At 58.2% G+C, this 23,905-nt stretch carries 20 protein-coding genes; 10 read left to right on the top strand and 10 right to left on the bottom strand.

The genetic code is table 11. The annotated features are described in order from the left end of the window. Position 1: 1 nt before the first annotated feature. Entirely contained in the window at positions 2–421 is a 420-nt protein-coding gene (locus KQ659_RS12990; protein WP_216680677.1) for a transposase family protein, read from the bottom strand. Continuing rightward, complete coding sequence (locus KQ659_RS12985; protein ID WP_216680531.1) at positions 409–900, bottom strand: transposase family protein; 492 nt, start codon at positions 898–900, stop codon at positions 409–411. Before KQ659_RS12985 ends, KQ659_RS12990 begins: the two co-directional genes overlap by 13 nt. A gap of 126 nt (positions 901–1,026) precedes the next feature. Here KQ659_RS12985 and KQ659_RS12980 point away from each other — a divergent pair, with 126 nt between their 5' ends. Continuing rightward, entirely contained in the window at positions 1,027–1,509 is a 483-nt protein-coding gene (locus KQ659_RS12980) for a hypothetical protein (protein ID WP_216688439.1), read from the top strand. Positions 1,510–1,626: 117 nt separating this feature from the next. On the opposite strand, the gene KQ659_RS12975 is transcribed toward KQ659_RS12980, so the two are convergent. From KQ659_RS12975 to KQ659_RS12965, 3 genes are all read right to left on the bottom strand, one after another. Further along, entirely contained in the window at positions 1,627–3,081 is a 1,455-nt protein-coding gene (locus tag KQ659_RS12975) for a TolC family protein (protein WP_216688440.1), read from the bottom strand. A 169-nt stretch (positions 3,082–3,250) separates the two neighbouring features. Next, a complete protein-coding gene (locus tag KQ659_RS12970) occupies positions 3,251–6,439 on the bottom strand; it encodes an efflux RND transporter permease subunit (RefSeq protein ID WP_216688441.1) in 3,189 nt (1,062 codons plus the stop codon). 143 nt (positions 6,440–6,582) lie between these two features. Beyond that, complete coding sequence (locus KQ659_RS12965) at positions 6,583–7,668, bottom strand: efflux RND transporter periplasmic adaptor subunit (RefSeq protein WP_216680674.1); 1,086 nt, start codon at positions 7,666–7,668, stop codon at positions 6,583–6,585. 530 nt (positions 7,669–8,198) lie between these two features. On the opposite strand from KQ659_RS12965, the gene KQ659_RS12960 reads away from it, so the two are divergent. Further along, positions 8,199–8,441: a hypothetical protein gene (locus KQ659_RS12960; RefSeq protein WP_226915524.1), complete on the top strand. Its 243-nt coding sequence runs from the start codon at positions 8,199–8,201 to the stop codon at positions 8,439–8,441. Here KQ659_RS12960 and KQ659_RS12955 read toward each other — a convergent pair. Next, positions 8,438–9,268: an IS5 family transposase gene (locus tag KQ659_RS12955; RefSeq protein ID WP_216678791.1), complete on the bottom strand. Its 831-nt coding sequence runs from the start codon at positions 9,266–9,268 to the stop codon at positions 8,438–8,440. The genes KQ659_RS12960 and KQ659_RS12955 overlap by 4 nt on opposite strands. 77 nt (positions 9,269–9,345) lie before the next feature. On the opposite strand from KQ659_RS12955, the gene KQ659_RS12950 reads away from it, so the two are divergent. Genes KQ659_RS12950 through KQ659_RS12940 form a run of 3 tightly spaced genes read left to right on the top strand, consistent with a single transcriptional unit; the run spans position 9,346 to position 10,628 of the window. Continuing rightward, positions 9,346–9,666: a type II toxin-antitoxin system PemK/MazF family toxin gene (locus KQ659_RS12950; protein WP_216680675.1), complete on the top strand. Its 321-nt coding sequence runs from the start codon at positions 9,346–9,348 to the stop codon at positions 9,664–9,666. A gap of 11 nt (positions 9,667–9,677) precedes the next feature. Beyond that, positions 9,678–9,983, top strand: a complete 306-nt coding sequence (locus KQ659_RS12945) for a helix-turn-helix domain-containing protein (RefSeq protein ID WP_216680676.1) — start codon at positions 9,678–9,680, stop codon at positions 9,981–9,983. A gap of 9 nt (positions 9,984–9,992) precedes the next feature. Beyond that, a complete protein-coding gene (locus KQ659_RS12940; protein WP_216680678.1) occupies positions 9,993–10,628 on the top strand; it encodes a DKNYY domain-containing protein in 636 nt (211 codons plus the stop codon). A 108-nt stretch (positions 10,629–10,736) separates the two neighbouring features. Here KQ659_RS12940 and katG read toward each other — a convergent pair whose 3' ends face one another. The 4 genes from katG to KQ659_RS12920 all read right to left on the bottom strand — a co-directional run bounded on the left by katG (position 10,737) and on the right by KQ659_RS12920 (position 17,528). Beyond that, positions 10,737–12,995, bottom strand: coding sequence for a catalase/peroxidase HPI (katG, locus tag KQ659_RS12935; RefSeq protein WP_216688442.1), 2,259 nt, complete (start codon positions 12,993–12,995; stop codon positions 10,737–10,739). 488 nt (positions 12,996–13,483) lie between these two features. Beyond that, a complete protein-coding gene (locus KQ659_RS12930) occupies positions 13,484–15,724 on the bottom strand; it encodes a xanthine dehydrogenase family protein molybdopterin-binding subunit (protein WP_216680680.1) in 2,241 nt (746 codons plus the stop codon). 159 nt (positions 15,725–15,883) lie between these two features. Further along, positions 15,884–16,909 carry an FAD binding domain-containing protein gene (locus KQ659_RS12925; protein WP_216680681.1) on the bottom strand — a complete coding sequence of 342 codons (1,026 nt, stop codon included), beginning with the start codon at positions 16,907–16,909 and terminating at the stop codon, positions 15,884–15,886. 103 nt (positions 16,910–17,012) lie between these two features. Next, positions 17,013–17,528, bottom strand: a complete 516-nt coding sequence (locus KQ659_RS12920; RefSeq protein WP_216688443.1) for a (2Fe-2S)-binding protein — start codon at positions 17,526–17,528, stop codon at positions 17,013–17,015. A gap of 340 nt (positions 17,529–17,868) precedes the next feature. Between KQ659_RS12920 and KQ659_RS12915 the strand changes: the two genes are divergently transcribed. The 5 genes from KQ659_RS12915 to KQ659_RS12895 all read left to right on the top strand — a co-directional run bounded on the left by KQ659_RS12915 (position 17,869) and on the right by KQ659_RS12895 (position 23,811). Next, entirely contained in the window at positions 17,869–18,549 is a 681-nt protein-coding gene (locus tag KQ659_RS12915) for a response regulator transcription factor (protein ID WP_216680683.1), read from the top strand. A 217-nt stretch (positions 18,550–18,766) separates the two neighbouring features. Beyond that, a complete protein-coding gene (locus tag KQ659_RS12910; protein ID WP_216680684.1) occupies positions 18,767–20,158 on the top strand; it encodes a sensor histidine kinase in 1,392 nt (463 codons plus the stop codon). Between the two features lie 280 nt (positions 20,159–20,438). Next, positions 20,439–22,085: a SulP family inorganic anion transporter gene (locus KQ659_RS12905; RefSeq protein ID WP_216680685.1), complete on the top strand. Its 1,647-nt coding sequence runs from the start codon at positions 20,439–20,441 to the stop codon at positions 22,083–22,085. A gap of 136 nt (positions 22,086–22,221) precedes the next feature. Then, the gene (locus KQ659_RS12900) at positions 22,222–22,950 is read left to right on the top strand and encodes a carbonic anhydrase (RefSeq protein WP_226929967.1); all 729 of its coding nucleotides are present in this window, start codon (positions 22,222–22,224) and stop codon (positions 22,948–22,950) included. A gap of 159 nt (positions 22,951–23,109) precedes the next feature. Then, the gene (locus KQ659_RS12895; RefSeq protein ID WP_226915526.1) at positions 23,110–23,811 is read left to right on the top strand and encodes a carbonic anhydrase; all 702 of its coding nucleotides are present in this window, start codon (positions 23,110–23,112) and stop codon (positions 23,809–23,811) included. Positions 23,812–23,905 lie beyond the last annotated feature (94 nt).

Genomic DNA, 23,905 nt, shown 5'->3' with positions numbered 1-23,905 from the left:
ATCACAGATTTAAGCTGAAATTCCACAAGCCCGCACACACTCCCAGCACGTCATTGTACAGGTTCAAATTATGCAAACGTAATCGGTCTTCCAAAATTCGATAACGTTTCAATCCGCCAATGCTATGCTCTACGGTAATTCGTTCACTTGCTTGTTTTGTATTTATTTCTCGTTGTTCATCGGTGAGTTCTTTCCCTTTCGGCTTTTTGATAGGAATAAAAACTTTCCGGCAAACGTAGTCTTTCGCGAAGCCCAAAAACCCCAGGTCCAACCGCACCTTGAACTTTTTAAACCACTCTTTATCAACTGGTAAAATGCTTTTTAGCACACTGTAGTCGTGGTGTCTTCCGCCGTAACAACGGCTGATAAAACCAATCCAGCGGATGGTCGTTGAAATAACTATCTCTTTTACGGCGTGCATTTTTTTTTACCGCTATAGTAGTCTTTTTGCATCTCTTTATTTCCTGGTCGTTGCTTGCGTTGCTCCGTTCCATCGACCAATAACGTCTCGTGTTCCTGAAAATAGGCTTCAAATTCGGCCACTGTCGTAAATTCCCGCTTTGGCGCATGCCCGGTTTGCTCCAGCGCTTCTTGGAGCACCGTAATGCCTAATTCCTGGTTGCGTTTCGCGTTGGAACCGTCCATCCCACTGACCAATCCCAACAAATCATACGTCAAGTTTGCTTTGAAGCTGAATAGGGTGAAAAGCAGTAATTCTTCTTCTGTTTTAAGGGCTACTTCATACGGCGCAAAAGCCCCACGTTCAATCATATCTGTTCCATTCAACCGAAAATACGCCTGCTTAAAATGCGCCAAAAGCTGCGCAAAACGCTCCGCCGTGAGTCCCGTGGCAGCACGCCATTTACGCGAAGTAGTGAGGTTTTTTACGGAAAAGTTCATGTTCTAAATTTAAGTACAGTTTGTCGAAAATTCCGCACTTCACTCACTTCGCAACAAGTCTATTATAATATATTGATAAAAAAGCGCAAATCAAATTTTTATGATTCGTTAAGCAGATATCCTAAAGTGACAAAAGTTTCTTTTGCTGCTGTAAATGAGACTGAGGAGAGTCAGATAAAAGAAAAATTTGTTGAAAGAAAGGATTTTGACAAATTCGTTCTTGTGACTAATGACCTTCAACCATTGTTGAATGAAGATGCAGTTATTGAGATAATTGCGCCTGTCCTGAAGAACGGTAATTACCGATGGATTGGTAATTACGAAGGCAAGCCAGTTCATTTCAATATGAAATCTGAAGAATTTCGGTTGCTGGTTCAGGAAGGAAAAGTAGAATTTAAAAACGGCTCTTCAATTAATTGTAAGTTAGAAGTAAAAAGAAGAGTGAGTAGCGAGGGTGTAGAGATAATTGTTGGTTATAATGTTGTTCGAGTTAATTTTTATTTTCAAAACAATAATCCAATAGAGACGAAAGAAGGCAAAAGCCATAGGCAAGTTAAAGAAGCTAAAAAAAACCAGCTAGAATTGTTTCAGAGTTTCGCAAGTAAGTAGAGTTCCTAGGAATCATTGATATTTGTAATTGCGGCAAGGAGAAACACCCCGCAACCAATCAGTTGCGGGGTGTTTCTCTTTGCGACAAAAACTGCTTTAGCTACTCGCGGGGCTTGGTTACTTCCAGCCGCCGCCCAGGGCGCGGTACACGTTCACCGAGGCGTTGAGCTGCTGCATGCGGGTTTCGATGAGGTCGAACTTCGATTCCAGGGCTTCGCGCTGGGTGAAGAGAACTTCTGTGTAGTCGGCGCGGGCGTAGCGGAAGAGGCTGTTGGAAATTTCCACCGACTGGTTGAGGGCTGCTACTTCCTTGGCTTTCGCGTCGTAGCTCTGGGCCAGGTTGCTGATGCCAGATACCTGGTTCGATACTTCGACGTAGGCGTTTAGCACGGTCTTTTCGTAGCGGTACACGGCCTGCGTTTGCAGGGCGTTGGCGTTGTAGTAGAACGCCTTAATGCCGTTACGATTAAACAGCGGGCCGGCCAGGTCGGCACCCAGCGCGTAGAGCAACGACTGGGGCGAGGATACCAGCAGGCCAGGCGTGAAGGCCGCCAGGCCGACGCCGCCCGTGATGCCCAGCGAGGGGTAGAAGTTGGCCCGAGCCACCAGCACATCGATTTTAGCGGCCGTGAGCTGCTGCTCGGCCTGCCGGATATCGGGGCGGTTGGCCAGCAGCTGCGCGGGCGAGCCGGCCTGGATGGTCGCCGGCAGCCGGTCGTTGAACGACTGCGCGTCACGCGCCACCGGTTGCGGGTAGCGGCCGGCCAGGTAGTTCAGCCGGTTCTCAGTTTCGACGATGCTTTGCTGAAGCTTGAACTGCAGGGCTTTGGTGTGCTGCACCTGGGCCTCGAAGCGTTTCACGGCTAGCTCGGTGGTGCGGGCCGATTCTTTCTGGAACTTCACCAGCTCCAGCGCATTGCTCTGGATGCCAATATTTTGCTGCACGATGGCCAGCTGATTGTCGTAGGCCAGCAGCTCGTAGTACGAGTTAGCGATTTCGGCAATCAGGTTGGTCACCATGAAGTTTTTGCCCTCCACAGTGGCCAGGTAGCGGATGGCGGCGGCCTTCCTGGCGTTGCGCAGCTTGTGCCAGATATCGACCTCCCAGGTGGCAAACGCGCCCAACTGGAAGTTGGTGAGCGGGTCGGGCGTGCGGCGGCCTTCCTTGATGTCGATTTTCTCCTCAGTCGCGCCTTGCAGCGTGTATTTGCCCACTTTCTCCACATCGGCCCGGGCCCCGAGTCGCACGAAGGGCAGGTACTCGCCCTGGCGGGCGCGGATTTCGTTTTTGGCAATCTCGATTTCCTGGAGCGTGATGTTCAGCTCCTGGTTGTTTTGCAGGGCGGTGCCAATCAGCGCCTGCAGGTTGGGGTCGGTGAAAAACTGCTTCCACTGCACGCTGGCCGTGTTGGCGCTGTCGAGGGAAGCGGCCGAGGTGGCGGTGGCAGTCGAATAGCTGGCCGGCACGTTGCGGCTTTCGTTCTTCACCACTAGCTCGGGCGTTTTGCATGCCCCCACGGCGAGGGCCAGGCTGGCCGCGCCGAGGCATTGATAAATTCGTTTTTTAAGCATACTAGTGCGGTAAGCTTTAGCTTGCCGTGTTATTGCAAAGGGTTGGCATTATGCTATGTAGGGGCGGGGCTTGCCTCCGCCCGGACGTTCGCGCAGTTTCAACGATTCCGTTCAACGACCGGGCGGGGACAAGCCCCGCCCCTACATCGTTCAATCGGCACCGATGCCACTAGGCGTAAGGCTCCATTTCCTCGAGCGTCACGCGGGGCTCCACGCCTTCAAGGATGGGCGACTCGTTTTCGTCGCGAATCAGCTTGCTGTCGCCAGCCAGCGTGCCGAAGAAGTAGTACAGGCCGGGGATGATTATTACCCCGAACACCGTGCCGAACAGCATGCCGCCGAGCGCCGAGCTACCGATGGTGCGGTTGCCGATGGCCCCCGCGCCGGTGGCCACCACCAGCGGAATCAGGCCGGCGATGAAGGCGAACGAAGTCATCAGAATCGGGCGGAATCGCACTTTGGCTCCTTCAATGGCCGCGTCGCGGACGGACATGCCTTCCTCGTGCTTCAGGGCCGCGAATTCCACGATAAGTACCGCGTTTTTACCCAGCAGACCTACCAGCATGACCAGGCCCACCTGGGCGTAGATATCGTTGGCCAGGCCAAACATTTTGATGAACAGGAACGACCCGAACACCCCGGCCACCAGCGAGAAAATAACGGCCAGCGGCAGCAGGAAGCTTTCGTACTGCGCGGCCAGCACTAGGTACACAAACACCAGCACGACCAGGAAAATAACGGTCGATTCGTTGCCACGGCCCACTTCGTCTTTCGACAGGCCGCCCCAGTCGATGTCGTAGCCGTGGGGCAGGCCCTTGGCCACTTCCTGCACGGCTTTGAGGGCTTCGCCCGAGCTGTAGCCGGCAGCAGCGCCGCCCCGGATGGAGGCCGTGGTGTACATGTTGTAGCGGTTGATTTCGTTGGCCCCCTGCGACTTCACGATTTTCATGAAGGCCGAGAATGGCACCATTTCGCCCTTGTCGTTTTTGGCCCACATGTTCAGGATGTCCTCCGGCAGCCGCCGGTATTCGGGCGAAGCCTGCACGTATACCTTAAAGAAGCGCTGGTACTTGATGAAGCCCAACTCGTAGGTCGAGCCCACCATGATGCTCAGCGTATTCATGGCGTTGCCGATGCTCACGCCTTTCTGCATGGCCAGCTCGTTGTCGATTTTCAGCTCGTACTGCGGGTATTCAGCCGAGAAGAAGGTGAACAGGCCGGCCAGCTCCTTGCGCTTTTTCAGCTGAACCATGAACTCATTGTTCACTTTTTCCAGCGCCTTGTAGTCGCCCGAGTTAGTTTTATCCAGCAATTGCAACTGGAAACCGCCCGCCGCGCCGTAGCCTGGCACTGCCGGCGGCTCGAAGAATTCGATGGTTGCGCCGGGAATTTGCTTGGCCTTTTTCTCCAGGTTTTCCACGATTTCGGCAATTGATTCTTTGCGTTCCGACCACGGCTTCAAGTCGAGTAGCAGCGTACCGGCGTTCGAGCCCCGGCCTTCGGTCAGTACTTCGTAGCCGGCCAGCGAGGAGATGTTAGCCACGCCGGGAATGTCCTTGGCCAAGTCGGCCAGGCGCCGCGATACGGCGTTGGTTTGCTCCAGTGTGGTGCCGGGCGGCGTCTGCACAATGGCGTAAATCAGGCCCTGGTCTTCGCTCGGAATAAAGCCGGCCGGCAGCTTCGCCGCAATGGCCCAGATGCCAAGGCCGAAGGCAATCAGCATCCCGAAGGTGATGAGCCGGTTGGCCACAATGCGCGACAGCAGGCCGGTGTAGGCATTGGTCAGCTTCTCAAAGCCCCGGTTGAACCAGTCGAAGAAGCGCTGCAAGGGCGTTTGCTTCTTGGGCTGGCCGTGGTGGTTTTTCAGAATCATGGCGCAGAGCACCGGCGTCAGCGTCAGGGCCACGATGCCCGAAATCACAATGGCCGTGGCCATGGTAATGGAGAACTGGCGGTAGAAAATGCCCACCGGGCCGCTCATGAACGACACTGGGATGAACACGGCCGTCATCATGATGGTGATGCCGATAATGGCTCCGCTGATTTCGCCAACTACCTGCTTGACTGCATTGTAAGGCGATAGATGGTCTTTTTCCATCTTGGCGTGCACGGCCTCAATCACCACAATGGCGTTATCGACCACGATACCGATGGAAAGCACCAGCGCAAACAGCGTAATCATGTTGATGGTGAGGCCAAACGCTTGCATGGCCATGAACGAGCCCACCAGCGACACCGGCACGGCTAGCGCCGGAATCAGCGTGGAGCGCCAGTCGCCGAGGAACAGGAACACCACCAGGGCCACCAGAATAAAGGCGTCGCGCAGGGTGTGAATCACGTTCTCAATCGAGGCGTCGAGGAAGTTCGACACGTCGTAGGTGATTTTGTAGTCCATGCCCGGCGGGAAGGTCTTTTTCAACTCTTCCAGCTTGCCTTTCACCTCTTTAATTACATCCGAAGCGTTCGAGCCGTAGGTCTGCTTCAGCACGATGGCCGCCGACGGGTACTGGTTCAGGTTGGAGTAGATGTCGTAGAATTCCGAGCCCAGCTCCACGTTGGCCACGTCTTTCAGGTGCAGGCTTTCCCCGTTGGGGTTGGCCTTGAGAATCACGTTTTTATACTCGTCTATTTCGTTGAAGCGGCCCTTGTAGCTGAGCACGTATTCCAGCGACTGCGCCTGCCCGCCATCGGAGCGGCCAATCCGGCCCGGCGAGCCAATTACGGACTGTTCATCCAGCGCCTTCATCACGTCATCGACGGAGATGTTGTAGGCCCGCATCCGGTCGGGCTTCAGCCAGATACGCATGGCGTACTGCCGGCTACCCAGAATGCTGGCCCGGCCGATGCCGCCCAGGCGTTGCAGCTCGGGTATCATGTTCACGCCGGCGTAGTTGAACAGGTACTTCATGTCCGTGTTCTTGTCTTTTGAGTACAAGTTCACGTACATCAGCATGTTAGGCACCACGCGGTTCACAATCACGCCCTCGCGCTGCACCAGTATCGGCAGGCGGTTGAGCACCTGCGCGATGCGGGTGTTCACGTTCACCACGGCCTGGTCGGGGTCGGTGCCCAGGTTGAAGACAATCTGAATGTTGGCCTCGCCGGCGCTCACGGCGTCAGAAGTCATGTACTTCATGCCCGGCACGCCGTTAACGGCCTGCTCCAGCGGAATCAGTACCGATTCAGTTAGCACCTTGGCGCTGGCCCCGGGGTAGGCCGCGCTCACCATCACGAGCGGCGGCGAAATCTCTGGAAACTGCGACGTGGGCAATTTCATAATAGCCAGCCCGCCCATCAGCAGGATGACAATTGAAATAACAATGGCAAATACTGGCCTACGAATGAATTTACTAAACATATTCTGCTGGCTGGTTTGATAGTAGGAAAAGGCGTCGCCTTCAACCGGTCGGACCGCCCTAAGCGGTCCGACCGGTTGAAGGGCAAACGAGTCGTTGGTGCGGCAACCGGTCGGACCGCCTAGGGCGGTCCGACCGGCGGACGTTACTCGCTGTACACCTTCAAATGCGAGATGACCGTCTGCGGGGCTTTGAAGTCGTAGCGTATTTTATCGCCGTCTTTCACCTTCCGCAGGCCTTCCAGCAGAATGCGGTCGGTGGCGGTGATGCCGGATTTGATGACGTACAGGTCGGGCATTTCGGAGGCGATGCCCACTTCGCGTTGGTGCACCACATTGTTTTTATCAACCACGAAAACGTACTTTTTCTCCAGAACCTCGAAGGTGGCTTTCTGCGGGATAATCAGCGCCCCTTTCAGCGGCACGGTCATGAGCACGCTGCCGGTTTCGCCGTTGCGCAGCAGGCCATCGGGGTTGGGGAAGGTGGCGCGGAAGGCGATGTTGCCGGTTTCGTTATTGAAATCAGCCTCGATGGTTTGCACGATGCCGGTTTGGTCAAATACCTCGTTGTTGGCCATCCGCAGCTTCACATGCGCCGCCTTGTCGCTGGCTTTGGCGTGCTCCTTGTAAGCCAGGTATTCGGCTTCGGGCACGTTATAGTACACCCACATTTTGCTGTTGTCGGAGAGCGTGGTCAGCAAATCACCCTCATCCACGAGGCTGCCCAGGCGGCCTTGGAAGTGGTCCATGATACCGCTGAACGGCGCTTTCACGGTCGTGAATTGCAGGTGCGTCTGGGCCAGCGATACGTCGGCGTTGGCCTTGTCGTACTTGGCCTGTGCCAGGGCCAGCTCGCTGCTGGATACGATGTTCTTGTCGGCCAGCTTCTTGGTGTTCTGGTATTCCATTTGCACGTAGTGCGCCTCGGCCTGCGACTTTTTCAGCTCGGCCTGGTATATCGTGGGCTTAATCTGAAACATGGTTTGGCCCTGCGAAACGTGCTGGCCTTCGTCCACAAAAATCTTCTCCAGGTAGCCTTTCTCCAGGGCCCGCAGCTCGATGCGCTGGTAGGAATGCACCTGGGCCACGTACTCCTTGGTAATGGTGGTGTCCTTCTGCAAGGGGCTGGTAGCGACCAGTTTAATCTGCTCTTCTACTTCCTTCTTCTCTTCCTTGCAGCTGGTGGTGTAGAACAAAACGCCGCAGCTCAGCAGCATGATTACTCTTTTCATAAGAACCTTGGGTAACGTGACAGGCGGGTGGTATTGCATAGGGAATGGTAATTCAGGTAGTCGCACCGGGCAGTTGGCTAAGTTCGCGATGCCTTGGGAAAGCCGGCTGGCCGGTAATGAATCAGACCGGGAAGCTGCACCGTGGCCCACTGGCACGGGGAGATTGGCAAATCATCTCACAAAAGCCATCGGGGAGGGAGATGCCTGATTGGGTGTATACATACTGCACGGAAGGCTTCGCTCAAACAGCAAAACGCCCTTGGCCACCGGCAAATCTGCATGCTCCAAACCAAGCCGAAAGCGCACATCACAGGGTGGGAGGGGCGAAGCTGCGCAGCTTGTATCGTGGGAAGACAGTACAAACTTCCCCCCGCCGGCATGAAGCGGAAATGAAGGTGTCCCGGAGTGCTATTAATTTTTGCGCCTGCATCTGCCGCGTCCAGAGGGTCTTTTGGGCCTGGAGGTGGGGCAGGTTGGTGACGAAAGTGAAACCTTTCCTGTTACCTTTAATTCATCCAGCCCGCATAGCCATGACGATAAGTAAGCAAGCAATTATCGACCGCACCATCAAAGCCATCAACCTGCTTCCCGCCGACAAGGCCGAAGAAATATCCGACTTCGCTGACTTCGTGAGCAAGCGCTACGAAGAGCAGCTACTGGCGAAAGGAATTCAGCAACTAGCCGCCGAGAGCAAGGCGTTCAATTTCCTGAACGCCGAGGAAGACCTGTACACCGAAGCCGATTTGAAAGAAGTGTACAATGAAGCTGTTTAGAAAGTCGGCTTTTGGTTGATTTTTCGCAAAAAGATGACGACAAAGGCGAGCCAGTGCCAGGCCAGCCAATTGCCGACGCTGGTTTCGTAGCGCACGAGCAACGTTTTAAAGCCGTCGAGCCAGGCGTTGGCGTGTTCGACCACGACGCGGCGGCGGTAGAGTTCGGGGTCGAAAAAGGTGTCGTCGTCGGTCTGCCAGTCGGCGGCGCGGCGGTTGCGGGGAATGTTGGCCTCGATGTCGCGCCGGGCGCATTCCTGACGAAAGCCTTGGGTGTCAAAGGCTTTGTCGGCGTTCAGAAACAGCCCGGCGACGGGAATATTGGCCGCTTCGAGCGAGGCGCAGATTTCCCCGAACAAGGCGTTGAGCTGGTGGGTGTCGTGGTGGTTGCCCGCCTGCGGGCTGGCGCAGGCCAGCGGCTGTCCCCGGTTATCGGCCAAGAAGAGGGCTGTGGTGGTACGGGCTTTCTTGCGGCCCTGATAGCCGACGGCCTCCCCGCCGTTCTTGGCGGGCGTGTGGCTGCCGTCGAGTTGGACGCTGGAACAGTCCAGATGGGCCCCGTTTTCGCGCAACAAGCGGAGCCATACCCCTTGCCAGGACCCGTCCTTGCGCCACGCATTAAAGCGGGCGTACACGCCCTGCCAGGTCAGCGATGCGCCCGTAAAAAACTGTTTAACAGGCAATAATCGCCATTGACAGCCGCTTTTGAGTTTGTAGAGAATGGCTTCCACCAACTCGGCCGGCTCCACGACCGAGGGGCGGCCATGGGCGGAGAAGGTGAGCGCGGGCAGAATCCATTGGCGAATCATATCTTTGGACAGGACTTCCATTAAAATGCGAAAAAAGGAGTGTTACACCTCAAATTTCGCGCTTTTTTGGGAGTCCTTTGACTTTCTAAACAGCTTCAATGACTAAAGGCGACGTTGTACTCATCACCTTTCCGTTTACTGATTTGAGCGGCAGCAAGCTGCGGCCGGCCGTGATACTGGCCAGCACAAGTCTGGACCTCACCGTTTGCTTTATCACTACGCAGCTTGGCTGGCAGGAAGCTACCGACGTGTTGCTGACGCCCAGCAAAAGCAGCGGCATTCGGAAACCTTCGCTCATCCGAACCAGCAAAATTGCAACCTTGGATAAAGCACTCGCGAAAGGGCTGCTAGGACGGCTTTCAACCACTGAAACAAGTGATTTGAATAGCCGACTTAAGTTGCTATTGCAACTGCCATAACCCAAAGCATTATGCCGACGATTTCCAGCATGCTGGTCGACCTCGACGATTTCATCGACAGCCAATATGGTGCCCGTGGCACCGCCGCCCGCGAAACCTTCGAACGCGGCTACGAAGCCTTTAAGCTAGGCGCAATGCTTCAGGAAATGCGCAAGGAAAACAACATGACGCAGGAGCAACTGGCCGCCAAGTGCGGCACGACGAAGACGTACATCTCCCGCATCGAAAACAACACCAGCGACATTCGCCTCTCCACGCTCATGCGGATTGTGTGGGAGGGGTTTGGTAAGCGTTTAACGCTGACGGTGGACTATTAATGATTTTGTATGTATTTTGAAATTATATCTGTCTTCAAAAGATGGGCCTATGTTGCTTTGGCATTGTCTCTAATGACAGGTTGTAGCACTGGGTATAAAGTAGAGCGTGACGGTGTGTACTACGAATATTGGAACGAAGGGAGTGGGCAGAACAAAAAGAAAATCGCAAATGCTGACGCCCGAACATTCGAGGAGTTGGAATTTGATTGTGACTGTAGCTTCAAATTCGGCAGGGACAAGAACCACTTATATATTGATGGAAAAACAATGAGGAACATAGACCCAGCAACATTCAATTTTGTTGGAAACTGCATATTTCGTGATAATAAATCAGCGTATTTCTTTGGTTTCTATAACGATATAAATGATTGTGCTATTAAAGACGTTAATCCGAATAAAATAAAATTGATTTCATATCCATGGTCCAAAGCTGGTGACACGCTTATTCACGGTGGTGATAATCTGATTCTTGATGATATTAATTCGTTTAAACCGATTGATAAAGACTGGGGCCTTACCAAACAACACGTCATTTATAAAAGTAAAATATTAGCAGGTGCAGACCCAAAGACTTTCAAAGTTATTAATAGCTATTCAGGAAAGGATAAGTTGCATGATTATGAGTTTGGTAAAATTAAGGATTGAAAACCTTCTTTAAAAGAAAATGCCCCGTAACGAATTCGTTACGGGGCGTTTCTTTTGAGGCTTCAGCTGCATCCGCACCTCACGGGGCGGAAGCGCTGGCGGGTGGCATTAAGCTTTAGCCAAGTCGAAGCGGCCGAGGTTCATCACCTTGGCCCACACGGCTACGAAGTCCTTCACGAACTTCTCTTTTGAATCGGCGCAGGCGTACACCTCGGCCAAGGCGCGCAACTCGGAGTTCGAGCCGAAAATCAGGTCGACGCGGGTACCGGTCCACTTCACCTGGTTGGTTTTGCGGTCGCGGCCCTGGAAGGCGTTTTGCGCATCCGACGTGCCGGCCCAAGTGGTGTTCAGGTCGAGCAGGTTCAGGAAGTAGTCGTTGGTGAGCGCGCCGGCGTGGCTGGTGAACACGCCGTGGTTCGAGCCATCGAAGTTGATGTTGATGGCGCGCAGGCCACCAAACAGCACCGTCAGCTCGGGAGCAGTCAGGGTGAGCAGCTGGGCCTTGTCAATCAGCAGCTCCTCGGCGGCGGCGCGGTGGTGCGTTTTCAGGTAGTTGCGGAAGCCATCGGCGGCCGGCTCCAGGGCGGCGAACGATACCACGTCGGTTTGTTCCTGCGAGGCATCGGCTCGGCCGGGGGTGAAGGGGACAGTCACCTCGTGGCCGGCAGCTTTGGCAGCCTGCTCGATGCCAACTACGCCTGCCAGCACGATGAGGTCAGCCATTGAAACCTGCTTGCCGCCGGTTTGTGCGCTGTTGAAATCCTGCTGAATGCCGCCGAGCTTGTTCAGCACGGTGGAGAGTTGCGCCGGGTTGTTCACTTCCCAGTAGCGTTGCGGGGCCAGGCGCAGACGGCCGCCATCGGTGCCGCCGCGCTTGTCGGAGCCGCGGTAGGTGGAGGCCGAAGCCCAGCCGGTGGACACCAGCTGCTGCACCGTGAGGCCGGAATCGGCAATCTTGCCTTTCAGGGCGGCCACGTCCTGGTCGTCAATTACCTGGTAGGTAATGGCGGGGGTGGGGTCCTGCCAGAGCAGCTCTTCGGTGGGCACCTCGGGGCCGAGATAGCGCTCCTTGGGGCCCATGTCGCGGTGCGTCAGCTTGAACCAGGCGCGGGCGAAAGCATCGGCAAACTCGTCCGGGTTTTGCTGGAAGCGGCGCGAAATCACCTCATACAGCGGGTCGGCGCGCAGGGCGATGTCCGTCGTGAGCATGAAGGGGGCGTGGGTTACGGTCGGGTCGTGGGCATCGGGGATGGTACCGGCACCACCGCCATTCACGGGGCGCCACTGGTGGGCACCAGCGGGGCTCTTGGTCAGCTCCCACTCGTAGCCGAACAGGAAGTTGAAGTAGTCGTTGCTCCACTTGGCGGGCGTGCTCGTCCAGGCACCTTCGAGGCCGCTGGTGATAGTGTGCTCGGAGTGGCCCTTGCCGAAGCTGCTGCGCCAGCCCTGGCCCATCTCTTCGAGGTTGGCTCCGGCGGGCTCCTTGCCCACGTACTGGCCGGGGTCGGCGGCACCGTGGGTTTTTCCGAAGGTGTGGCCGCCGGCAATCAAGGCTACGGTTTCTTCGTCGTTCATGGCCATGCGGCCGAAGGTTTCGCGGATGTCGCGTGCCGAGCGAATCGGGTCAGGTTCGCCGTTGGGGCCTTCGGGGTTCACGTAGATAAGGCCCATCTGGACCGCGCCGAGCGGGTTTTCCAGCTGCCGGTCATCCACATAGCGCTTGTCGCCGAGCCACTCGGTTTCGGGGCCCCAGTACACGTCTTCCTGGGGCTCCCAGGTATCGACCCGGCCGCCGCCAAAGCCAAAAGGCTTGAAATTCATCGATTCCAGGGCGCAGTTGCTGGCCAGAATCATGAGGTCGGCCCAGGATATCCTCTTACCGTATTTCTGCTTAATCGGCCACAGCAGCAAGCGGGCCTTGTCCAGGTTGGCGTTGTCGGGCCAGCTGTTGAGGGGGGCGAAGCGCTGGGCGCCCGCGCTGCTGCCACCCCGGCCATCGCCGATGCGGTAGGTGCCGGCGCTGTGCCAGGCCATCCGAATAAAGAAGGGGCCGTAGTGGCCGTAGTCGGCTGGCCACCAGTCCTGCGAGTTGGTCATCAGCTCGGACAGGTCCTGCTTCACGGTGTTCAGGTCGAGCTTGTTGAATTCCTCGGCATAGTTAAAGTCCTTGTCCATGGGGTCGACAAGGGGCGAGTGCTGGCGCAGGATGCTCAACTTGAGCATGTTGGGCCACCACTCGCGGTTGGTGCGGCCGCCACCGGCCGTCTGCTTCACCGCGCCGCTGCTGAAGGGGCATTGGGCAGCGGGCACGTTCAGGTCGTAGAGAATCGAGTTTTCCGGGGGGAGGTTATGCAGGTTGGCGCTCATCTTGGAAGTGTTTTGATATAGCCTTATGACAAGGCTGAATGAATTAAAGGGCTGCTGGGCGTAGTTAAAAAACTGTCCGTAGTGTATGGAGTAACTGGAACAGTTGTTGGAGTTGTTTAGAAAGTCACAAAAGGTACTCAAACGGTCATGCAGCGCGCAGCGAAGCATGACCGTTCGGGGACTTTATAAACAGCTTCGTTTTCTACAAATTTAATTGGTGCGAAATCATAATCAAAATTGATTTTATTTATAACTTTATAACCAAAGTATATATTAGCGCTTCGGCTGCACTCTATGAACGCCCAACAGCTTGGGTACCTCGTAGCTCTGGATACGTGCCTCCAGTTTGGCCTCAGCACAAAAGTTGGGCTACCGATTTTTAGCCCAACCATTGCCAAGTTATAAACCGTTGCACATGGAAATGCCCCGTAACCAATCAGTCGCGGGGCATTTCCATGTCACCTCGGCGGCACTGGCCGCTGGCGTTTCTACAGCAGCTTGTCAATCGTGATGGGCATGTCGCGCACGCGTTTGCCAGTGGCGTGGTAAATGGCGTTGGCCACGGCGGCGGCCACGCCCAGCATGCCTACTTCACCTAGGCCTTTGATGCCGAGGTGATTGACTTTGTCATCTTCCTCGCTCACGAAAACGACGTCGATGTCGTGAATGTCGGCATTCACGGGAATGTGGTATTCGGCCAGGGAGTGGTTCATGTAGCGGCCGAAGCGGTGGTCCATCACCGATTCTTCCATCAGGGCCATGCCGAGGCCCCACACCACGGAGCCGAGCACTTGGCTGCGGGCCGTTTTGGGGTTGATGATGCGGCCGGCGGCCACGGCATTCACCACGCGGGTAACGTGCACGGTCATCAGGTCGGGGTCCACTTTCACCTCAGCGAAAACGGCGTTGTGGGCGTGCATGGAGTATTTCGGCGGCTTCAGCATTTCCAGCTTGGCCAGTACGGTGGAGTTTTCGGCCTCAATGCTGGGCTCGCCGCTGGCCTGCACCACATCGCGCAGTACCATGGCCTGGGTGTCGTCGGAGCGCAGGCGCATTTGGCCGTTGACAAACTGCACGTCGTCTATTTTGGCATCCTTGAAAGCCGGATGGTCCATCTTTTGGGCCTGTTTGAGCAAGGCTTCGCCCAGCTTGGTGCAGGCTTCCACCACGGAGTTGCCGACCGAGGCGGCCGTCCAGGAGCCGCCCTGAATGGGCGATTGGGGCAGGGTGGTATCGCCGAGTACGAAGGTGACGGCCTCGATGGGCAGGCCCATGCTTTCGGCCGCAATCTGCGTCATAATGGTGTAGGTGCCGGTGCCGATTTCGTTGGTGCCGCTGCTCACGGTGAGGTGGCCGTCGGCGTCGAGGCTGGCTTTAACGGTGGCGGGCATTTTTGAGGCGTCCCAGACGCCGCCGCCCATGCCCCAGCCCACCAGTAGGTTGCCGTCGCGCATCGAGCCGGGCTCGGGCGTGCGTTGCTCCCAGCCAAATTTGGCGGCTCCTTCGTGGTAGCACTTGCGCAGGGCCTTGCTGGAGTAGGGCAGGTCCTGGGCCTGGTCGATATCAGAGTAGTTGCGGAGGCGGAATTCGAGCGGGTCGAGGCCGGCGGCGTAGGCCATCTCGTCCATCGCAATTTCCAGCGCAATGGAGCCCGAGGCCGCTCCGGGGGCGCGCATATCCAGCGGCGTGTAGATGTCGGCCTTGGCCAGGCGGTAGCCCAGCGCCACGTTTTTACAGTTGTAGAGCATGCCGCTCCAGCCCACCACGTTTTCGGTGAAGTCCTCAAACTGCGAGGTTTCGGCCACGGCGAAGTGGTTGATGCCGGTGAGCGAGCCGTCGGCCGCCGTGGCCAGGGCTACGTGCTGCAGGGTTTCGGCCCGGTGGCCGAAGCTGAACATCTGCTCGCGGGTGAGCGAAACGCGCACCGAGCGCTCCAGCTGTAGCGAAGCCATCACGGCCAGCAACAATTGGTATTGGGGCCGCAGGCCGGAGCCGAAGCCGCCGCCGGTGTACTTCGAAATCACCCGCGCCTGGTCCTTGCTCAGCCCGAAAACTTTGGTCACGAGCAACTGGCTGTTGAAGGCACCCTGGGTTTTATCGTAGATATTCAGGTACTTGTCGCCCAGCCACTCCACGGTAGTGGCGAACATCTCCATGGGGTTGTGGTGCTGGGCGTGGTGCGAGTACTGCGCCTCCATGTGGGCCACGCCTTCCTGCCAGCCCTTGCCAAAGTTGCCGCGCGACTTTGGTGGCTTGTAGCCGGCTTTGCCTTTGCCGGGCTCATAGGCCTCGTCCATGTGCTGGCTCAGCTCGGTTTCATGGGGAGCTTCCTCGTACTCGATGTGCAGGATGGCTGCGGCATAGCGGGCCAGCTCAAAGGTGTCGGCCACCACCAGCGCCACCGGCTGCAGGCTGTACTTGATTTCGGCGTCGTGCAGTGGCCGGAACGGCGAGCCGCCTGGGGCAATCTGGTCCTGGTAACTGCGGTCGAGCAAGGCATAATGCGGCACGTTCTCGTGCGAGAAAACCTGCTGCACGCCAGGCAGTGCCAGCACCGGCGCGGCGTCGATTTTTGTGATTTTACCCTTCGCAATGGGGCTGCTCACCACGTAGCCGTACAGCAGGTTCGGCACGTTGTATTCGGCGGCGTATTTGGCGGAGCCAGTCACTTTGGCCGGCCCATCCACGCGGCTGGTGGGCTTGCCGATATAGTCGGTTTGGAGAGTCATAAGAGTGGATTAGAAGTAGGGGCGGGGTCGTACCCGGTAGGGCTTGTCCCCGCCCGTCGTTGAACGACTGGCCAAGGGGATATCTGATGTGGGTACTAGCGTTTGTGCAACGACGGGCGGGGTCAAGCCCTACCGGATACGACCCCGCCCCTACGCCCCTTACGGGTTGGAGTTCAAAAAAGCGTTGGTATCAACCGTTTCATTCATCTCCGTCGCCTGTTTGAGCGCCCGCACAATGGCGCGCTTGGCCAGCTCAATCTTGAATGTGTTTTCCCCGTAGCCTTTGGCGTTTTCGAGCACCTTGGCCGCCACGCGACGGAAGGTGTCGGCCGTGGCGGGCTGGCCGATGAGCATTGCCTCGGCCTCCTTATCGCGCCAGGGCTTGTGGGCCACGCCGCCCAGGGCCAGGCGCGCATCTTTTATGGTATTGCCGTCCAGCTCCAGCGCGGCCGCCACGCTCACTAGGGCGAAGGCGTAGCTGGTGCGGTCGCGCAGCTTGAGGTAGCTGAAGTTCTTCGCGAAGCCTTTTTCCGGTAAGTCGAGGCCGGTGATGAGCTCGCCGGGCTCCAGGGTGTTGTCGCGCTCGGGGTGGTCGCCGGGCAGGCGGTGAAAATCCTCAAATTTGATGGTGCGCTCGCCGTTGGGGCCGCTCACGCGCACGGTGGTGTCGAGGGCGGCCAGGGCCACGCACATGTCCGAAGGGTGGGTGGCAATACAGGAGTCGCTGGTGCCCAGAATGCCGCACACGCGGTTATAGCCGCCAATGGCCGAGCAGCCCGAGCCCGGCTCGCGCTTGTTGCAGGGCGTGGCCAAGTCGTAGAAATAGTAGCAGCGGGTGCGCTGCATGAGGTTGCCGCCGTCGGTGGCCATGTTGCGCAGCTGCGGGCTGGCCCCGGCCAGAATGGCCTGGTTCAGCAGCGGGTAGCGCTTCTCCACTTCGGGGTGCCAGGCGGTATCGGCATTGCTGGCGAGGGCCCCGAGGCGCAGGCCGCCATCAGGCAGGGTTTCGATGGTGTCGAGGCCCAGCTTTTTGAGGCCGATGAGGTGCGTGGGGCGGGCCACGTTTTCCTTCATCAAATCGACCAGATTGGTGCCGCCCCCGATGTAGGCCGAGCCTTCGTGCGCGGCTTTATCCTGCACGGCGCCCGCCACGGCGGCGGCTTGGGTGAAAGTGAAACTGTTCATAAAGTGAAATAGTGAGCTGGTGAGATGGTGAGTGCTAGGGAGCTTTGAAGGAGGCGGGTGAGGATGAATTTGAAATATCTACTCACCATTTCACCAGCTCACTCTATTTCACCGCTAATACTTCCATTACCGCGCTGAGAATGTTGCTGTAGGCTCCGCAGCGGCAAACGTTGCCGCTCATCAGCTCCCGCACTTCGGCTTCGGTTCTGGCTTTGCCTTCGTTGAGGAGGCCCTGCGCCGAGCAAATCTGGCCGGGCGTGCAGTAGCCGCACTGAAAGGCATCGTGGTCGATAAACGCCTGCTGGAGCGGGCTGAGGTGGTCTTCCGAGCCGAAGCCTTCGATGGTCTGAATTTCGCTGCCTTCCTGCATCACGGCCAGCGAGAGGCAGGAGTTGATGCGCTTGCCATCGACGAGCACGGTGCAGGCCCCGCACTGGCCGTGGTCGCAGCCTTTTTTGGTGCCGGTGAGGTCGAGGTACTCGCGCAGGGCGTCGAGCAGCGTCGTCCAGGGGGCAATCTGTAGGGTGTGCGCCTGGCCGTTGATGTTCAGGCTGACGGACTGGGTGGGGGCCAGGGCAACCGGTGGGCGGCCGAGCGTAGCTTGGGTAACTTGGCTCATAAAAACGAATAGCTTAAAGTTGCGGGTACTGCTATTCGCATACGGCCGGCTTTTCTTTCGTGTTTTATAAAAAGTTGTCGTGCACTAAGCTCCGCTCCTGAATAATCTCACCCGGACAGGGCGATAGTTCTAGAAATCAGCAAGAATGAAGACAAGATGAAATTTTGGCAGCCTCTTTAAAACTTGAGCTATCAGTTATTTTTTTAAGAGGCTAGCTTGTATTGCTAGGAATGCAACGCTTTGGCGGCTTGGTTTGACTAGGTGAAACGTGACGATGAATGCGCCTGCCCACAGCCGGCCCCCCGTTTCGTTTTCCGAAACAGCGCTACCTTCCGGCCCCATGAAAATCCTTTTAGTTGAAGACGAGCCCTCCGTGGCGGCCTTCCTGCACCAGGGCCTGACGGAGCAGGACTACACCGTCGACCTCGCCGCCGATGGCTTGCTGGGCCTGCGCCGCGCCCAGGAAAACAGGTACGACTGCCTGATTCTCGACCAGATGCTGCCCGGCCTCAGCGGCCTCGAAGTGTGCCGCCAGGTGCGCGCCCACGACTCCGGCGTGCCCATCCTCATGCTCACCGCGCTGGGCGAGACGGACGATAAAATCCGGGGCCTCGACGCCGGGGCCGACGACTACCTTGTCAAGCCCTTTGCCTTCGATGAGCTGCTGGCCCGCCTGCGCGCCCTTGTGCGCCGCCGCACCGAAGCCCCCGCGCCCAAAGCCGTGCTCTACCTCGCCGACCTCAGCCTCGACCCCAGCGCCAAGCGCGTGGAGCGCGCCGGACAGGCCATTCAGCTCACCGCCCGCGAGTTTGCGCTGCTGGAGTACCTGCTGCGCAACCAAAACCGCGTCGTCTCCCGCGCCGATTTGCTGGAGCACGTCTGGGATTTGAGCTTCGATACCGGCTCGAATGTGATTGATGTATACATCAATTTTCTGCGCAAGAAAGTGGACAAGGGGTTCGAGCCCAAGCTGATTCATACGCTGGTGGGAATGGGGTACGTGATGAAAAATGAGGGGTGATTGATGTGGGAAATGTGGGAAATATGAAGGGTGCAGAATACAGCGAAACTGTTTAATGAATTTGGCAAACCATTAAAAATTGATGCTTAAGTCCGCTCAGCGTGATGGTCTTTCGACATACAGCATTTCTTTTACCCATACCGCATTCTTCCCATTTCCACATCCCCCACATTTCCCACATCAATCACACTCCTCACATTCTCCACATCATTAAATAATGTCCATTCGCCTCCGGCTTGCCTTGCAGTTCGGGTCCATTCTGGCCGTGACGCTGTTGTTGTTTGCGCTGGTTATCTACTTTGCCACGCAGCAATCGCGCCGTAACCAGTTCACCCAAACCCTGTTTAAGCGCACGCTGGTGGTGGGGCACGCCTACGTGGGCGGGCAGAATGACCTCGACGATGTGGGCGAGCAGGCGTCGTATCGCCGCTACCTGCGCCAGCTTTACCGCACGCTGCCCGCCGAGCAGGGTAGGGTATATGATGCGAAAAACCAACTGGTTTTCCGGGAAGGGCAGGGGGCGGCCCAACCCGTGCCACCGGCTTGGCTGGCCGAGGTGCGCCGCACCGGCCAGGCCGTGCTGGAGCCCGAAACCAACTACCATGAAACCGTGGGCCTCCTCTACCGCGATGCCCAGTTGGGTCCGCTGGTAGTGGTGGCCTCGTCGGTAGATGAGGACAGCCGCCAGCAACTGCGCGAGCTGCAGCAGCTGTTGGCTTTGGGCTTGCTGGTAGCGGTGGCGGCGGCCGGGGTAGGCAGCTGGTTTTTTGCCGGTCAGGCCCTGCGCCCGTTGCGTCGCATGGTGTGGGAGGTCGACGGTATTACGGCCACGGACCTGAGCCAGCGCCTGACCCGTACCGGCGAAGCCACCGACGAAATTGGCCGCCTCACCCAGCGCTTCAACCGCCTGCTCGACCGCCTGGAGGCGGCTTTTGTGGGCCAGCGCACCTTCGTACGCGACGCCTCGCACGAGCTGCGCACGCCGCTCACCGCCCTCATCGGCGAGCTGGAAGTAGCATTACTGCAAGCCGAGCGGCCGCTCGCCGAATACCGCCGCGTGCTGCAAAGCACCCTCGATTCGGCCCGGCAGCTCAACAGCCTCACCAATGGCCTGCTGCAAATTGCCCGCGCCTCCGACGACCCCTCGCAGGTGCCCATGGCCGCCGTGCGCCTCGATGAGCTGCTGCTGCAAGCCCACGAGCAGCTGCTGCGCCGCTACCCTACCTCCCGCGTCGACCTCAATTTTGGCGAGGCCGACTCCTTTATCGTGCACGGCAACGAGGCGCTGCTGCTATCGGCCGTGCTCAATATTCTGGATAATGCCTGCAAGTTCTCGCGCCAGACCGGCGGCACCGTCACGGCCACGCTGGCCCGCAGCCGCAAGCATCTGTCGCTGCTGGTGAGCGACGAAGGTCCCGGGCTGTCGGCGGCCGATTTGCAGCAGGTGTTTGTGCCGTTTTTCCGGGCGGCCTCGGCGCGGGCAGTGCCGGGGCACGGCATTGGACTGCCGCTGGCGGCCCGCATCATGGCGCTGCACAGCGGCACGGTGCGCGTGGAAAGCGAGCCCGGCCAGGGCACGCAGGTGTGGCTGGAATGGCCGATTATTTGATTTTCAGGGGAATCTGTTCAGGGCGTCATGCCGAGCGCAGCCGAGGCATCTCGCTTGCGGTGGTAAGCAAAATCGTTCGGCGATTGATTTACTGCTGCACGCAAGATGCCTCGGCTACACTCGACATGATGCCCTTTTTCGTCGACTCAAGCCTGGAATCTGGTTTTAATTCCCTTTTAATGTGCTTTTAATTCGGGCTTAATAGCGCCCGCGTAACCTTGTGCCAAACTCTGCCTCTCCGTTGATTCCCACGGTGGGCCGATGCTGCAATCCCAAGGTTATGACCCAGGTAATTTCTTCGCCGGCCCAAACCGGTACTCCCATTGCGGCCCCGGTAGCGCCCGGCAAACCCCGGCCGAAAGCCTCGCTATTCAGTACCATCGGGCAGGATGCACCAGCGGGGCTAGTGGTTTTTCTGGTGGCGCTGCCGCTGTGCCTGGGCATTTCGCTGGCCTCGGGCGCACCGCTGCTCGCGGGCGTGATTGCGGGCATCGTGGGTGGCCTGGTAGTGAGCTTGTTGAGCGGCTCGGCGGTGAGCGTGAGCGGGCCGGCGGCCGGCCTCACGGTGGTGGTGCTGTCGGCTATTTCGTCGCTGGGCTCGTGGCCGGCGGTGCTGGCGGCCACGGCCGTGGCCGGCGTTATCCAGATGGGGCTGGGGCTGGCCCGGGCCGGCATTATTGCCCTTTACTTTCCGGCGGCCGTGATTCGCGGGATGCTGGCAGCCATTGGCATTATTCTTATTCTGAAGCAGATTCCACACTTCCTTGGAGCCGATACCGACTACTTTGAGGACATGGACTTTCTGCAATTCAACGGGCAGAATACGTTCTCGGCCATTGCGGCGGCGGCGCGGGCGCTCAGCGCCGGCTCGGTGCTGGTGGGCGTGGCGTCGCTGGCGCTGCTGCTGCTGTGGAATACCGCTCCCATCCGGCGGCAGTCGTGGTCGCGGCTGGTGCCGGGCGCTCTGGTGGCCGTGGTGGTGGCCGTGGGCCTCAATCAGCTGCTGAAAACCATCGCGCCCGATTGGCAGGTGCTGCCCAAGCACCTCGTGAAGCTGCCGGTGCTGTCGTCGCTGGGCCAGTTGGCCGGCGAAATGATTCTTCCCGATTTCAGCGCCCTGCGCAACCCCGCTACCTACGGCGTGGCCTTCACCATTGCCATCGTGGCCTCGCTCGAAACGCTGCTCAGCGTGGAGGCCGTGGACAACCTCGACCCGCAAAAGCGCCACACGCCCACCAACCGCGAGCTGCTGGCCCAGGGCGCGGGCAACCTTGTCAGCGGCTTGCTAGGCGGCCTGCCGCTTACGGCGGTTATTGTGCGCTCATCGGCCAACGTGGCGGCCGGTGCGCAAAGCAAAGTGTCGGCCTTTATTCACGGCCTGTTGCTGCTCATCAGCCTGCTGTTTCTGGGCGCGGTGCTGAACCTGATTCCGCTCTCGGCGCTGGCGGCGGTGCTGCTGCTGGTAGGCTTCAAGCTCACCTCACCCGCCCTCTACCGCAAGCAGTGGCAGCTGGGCCGCGAGCAGTTCATTCCCTTCATTATCACCATCGTGGCCGTGCTCTTTACCGACTTGCTCAAGGGCGTGAGCATTGGGCTGGCGCTGGGCTTCTTCTTTATCCTGCGCGATAACGCCAAGGCCGGCTCCTACCTACGCCGCGACGAAGCCGCCGACACCGCCGAAGGCGAGGATGGCCGCCAGCTGCATCTGCGCCTGCCCGAGCACGTTTCGTTCCTCAACAAGGCCAGCATTGTGACCACGCTAGAGCAGCTGCCCGCCAACAGCCGCGTTATCCTCGATGGCACCCGTTCCGATGTTATCGACCACGATGTGCTCGAAGCCATCGAGGCGTTTCGCCAGGCCGCCCCGGCCCGGGGAATCGAGCTGGAGACGCGTGGCATTCGCCAGGTAGCGCTGGGCACGCACTAGCACAGTTTTTGGGCTGATGAGCTGCATGACTGCACTACTCCGTGCAGCTGCCTGAAAATCGTCAAATTATTGGTAGGCAAGGTGTTGGGTGAACATTACGGTGCATGCCGCATGACCAGATTCTTTTCCCATTATTATGACCGCCATCAATCAGCTTCTGCAAAACAACCAACGGTGGATGGCTGCGAAAGCCAGCCGGGACCCGGCTTATTTCACCAGGCGCGTGGCCGGTTTCGCCCCGAAATACCTGTTCATCGGCTGCTCTGATTTGGGCGTGGCTGCCAGCGAGCTGCTGGGCCTGAAGCCCGGTGAAGTGCTGACGCACAGCAACGTGGCCAATCTGGTAGCGCACTCCGACATGAGCCTGCTCAGTGTGTTACAGTACGCCGTGCAAAACACGGCTATCGAAGACATCATCGTGTGTGGCAGCTACAATTGCGCCGGGGTAGCTGCTGCCGCCGCGCATCAGCAACACGGCTTGCTCGATAGCTGGCTTACGCAGGTGCGCGACGTGGTGCGGCTGCACGAAAAGGAGCTGCTGCGCATCGGCGACGACGCGGCCCGTCTGCGCCGTCTCGTGGAGTTGAACGTGATGGAGCAAGTGCGTAACCTGGCCAAAACCAACCTCGTCCAGAATGCCACCCAGGCCGGCCGCACGCTTCGCCTGCACGGCCTGGTGTACGAAGCGGCTACCGGCCAGCTGAACAACCTGAACGTGGATGCCATCAGCGGCTGGGCCGAAATTTATGCCACGCACCCACCAGCGGCCGCCCCCCGGCTCATGGTTTCGCGCGGAACGCGGCCGCTGGTGGCAGACCGGGCGGCCAGCGGCAGCCTGAACGGCCACCGCCGCCGCAGTGCCTGAACGGCGCGGCCGCGCCTGGCGGAGGATTCCCGCCGACGAATTGGCGCTACCTTGCCGTGGCGTTTACCTCTCTTCACCGCGCTACTTGGGCGCTGGTGTTTTACTGGGGCTGGTGGGCCGCTTCGGCGGTTTCAGGCCATCAACTTACCTGTTTTAACTATGGCTGGTATCAGCGAAATTCTCGAAAATAACAAGCATTGGGTGGCATCTAGAAACGCGGAGGACCCCGAATTTTTCCAGCGCCTGGCCAATGGCCAGAGCCCCAAGTACCTGTTCATCGGCTGTTCCGATTCGCGGGTGCCGGCCTCCGGCATCACCGGCACGGGCCCGGGCGAGATGTTTGTGCACCGCAACATTGCCAACCTGGTGGTGCACACCGACATGAACCTGCTGAGCGTGCTGCAATATGCCGTGGAAGTGCTGGGCGTGAAAGACATTCTGGTGTGCGGGCACTACGGCTGCGGCGGCGTGGCTGCGGCGGCGGCCAACAAGCAGTATGGTCTGATTGACAACTGGTTGGTGAATATCCGCGACGTTATCCGGCTGCACGAAGCCGAGTACCTGCGCGAGAAGGACGACACGGCCCGCCTGCGCCGTCTCGTGGAGCTGAACGTGATGGAGCAGGTGCGCAACCTGGCCAAAACCAACATCATCCAGAATGCCATGCGCGGCGAAAACCCGCCCCGCCTACACGGCCTCGTTTACGACATCGCCGATGGTGTGCTGAAGGACCTGAATGTGGACGGCGAAGATGTGATAACCGATATGGAGCACATTTACGCCACCGAGGTACAGGACCACGACCCTGCTACCGACGAAACCCCTGAGCTAACCCCGGCCGGAGTAGCCGATGGCGAGTAGATTTTTTCCCGTTTCCCCCAAATAGTAACCAACCACCACCCACAAAAAAGCCCTGTCGCGCAATGCGACAGGGCTTTTTTAGTTTAGAAGCACG

Origin of the sequence: Hymenobacter siberiensis, assembly GCF_018967865.2 — a bacterium.
In the GTDB taxonomy this organism is placed as follows: domain Bacteria; phylum Bacteroidota; class Bacteroidia; order Cytophagales; family Hymenobacteraceae; genus Hymenobacter; species Hymenobacter siberiensis.
This window is presented reverse-complemented; position numbering and strand designations above follow the sequence as displayed.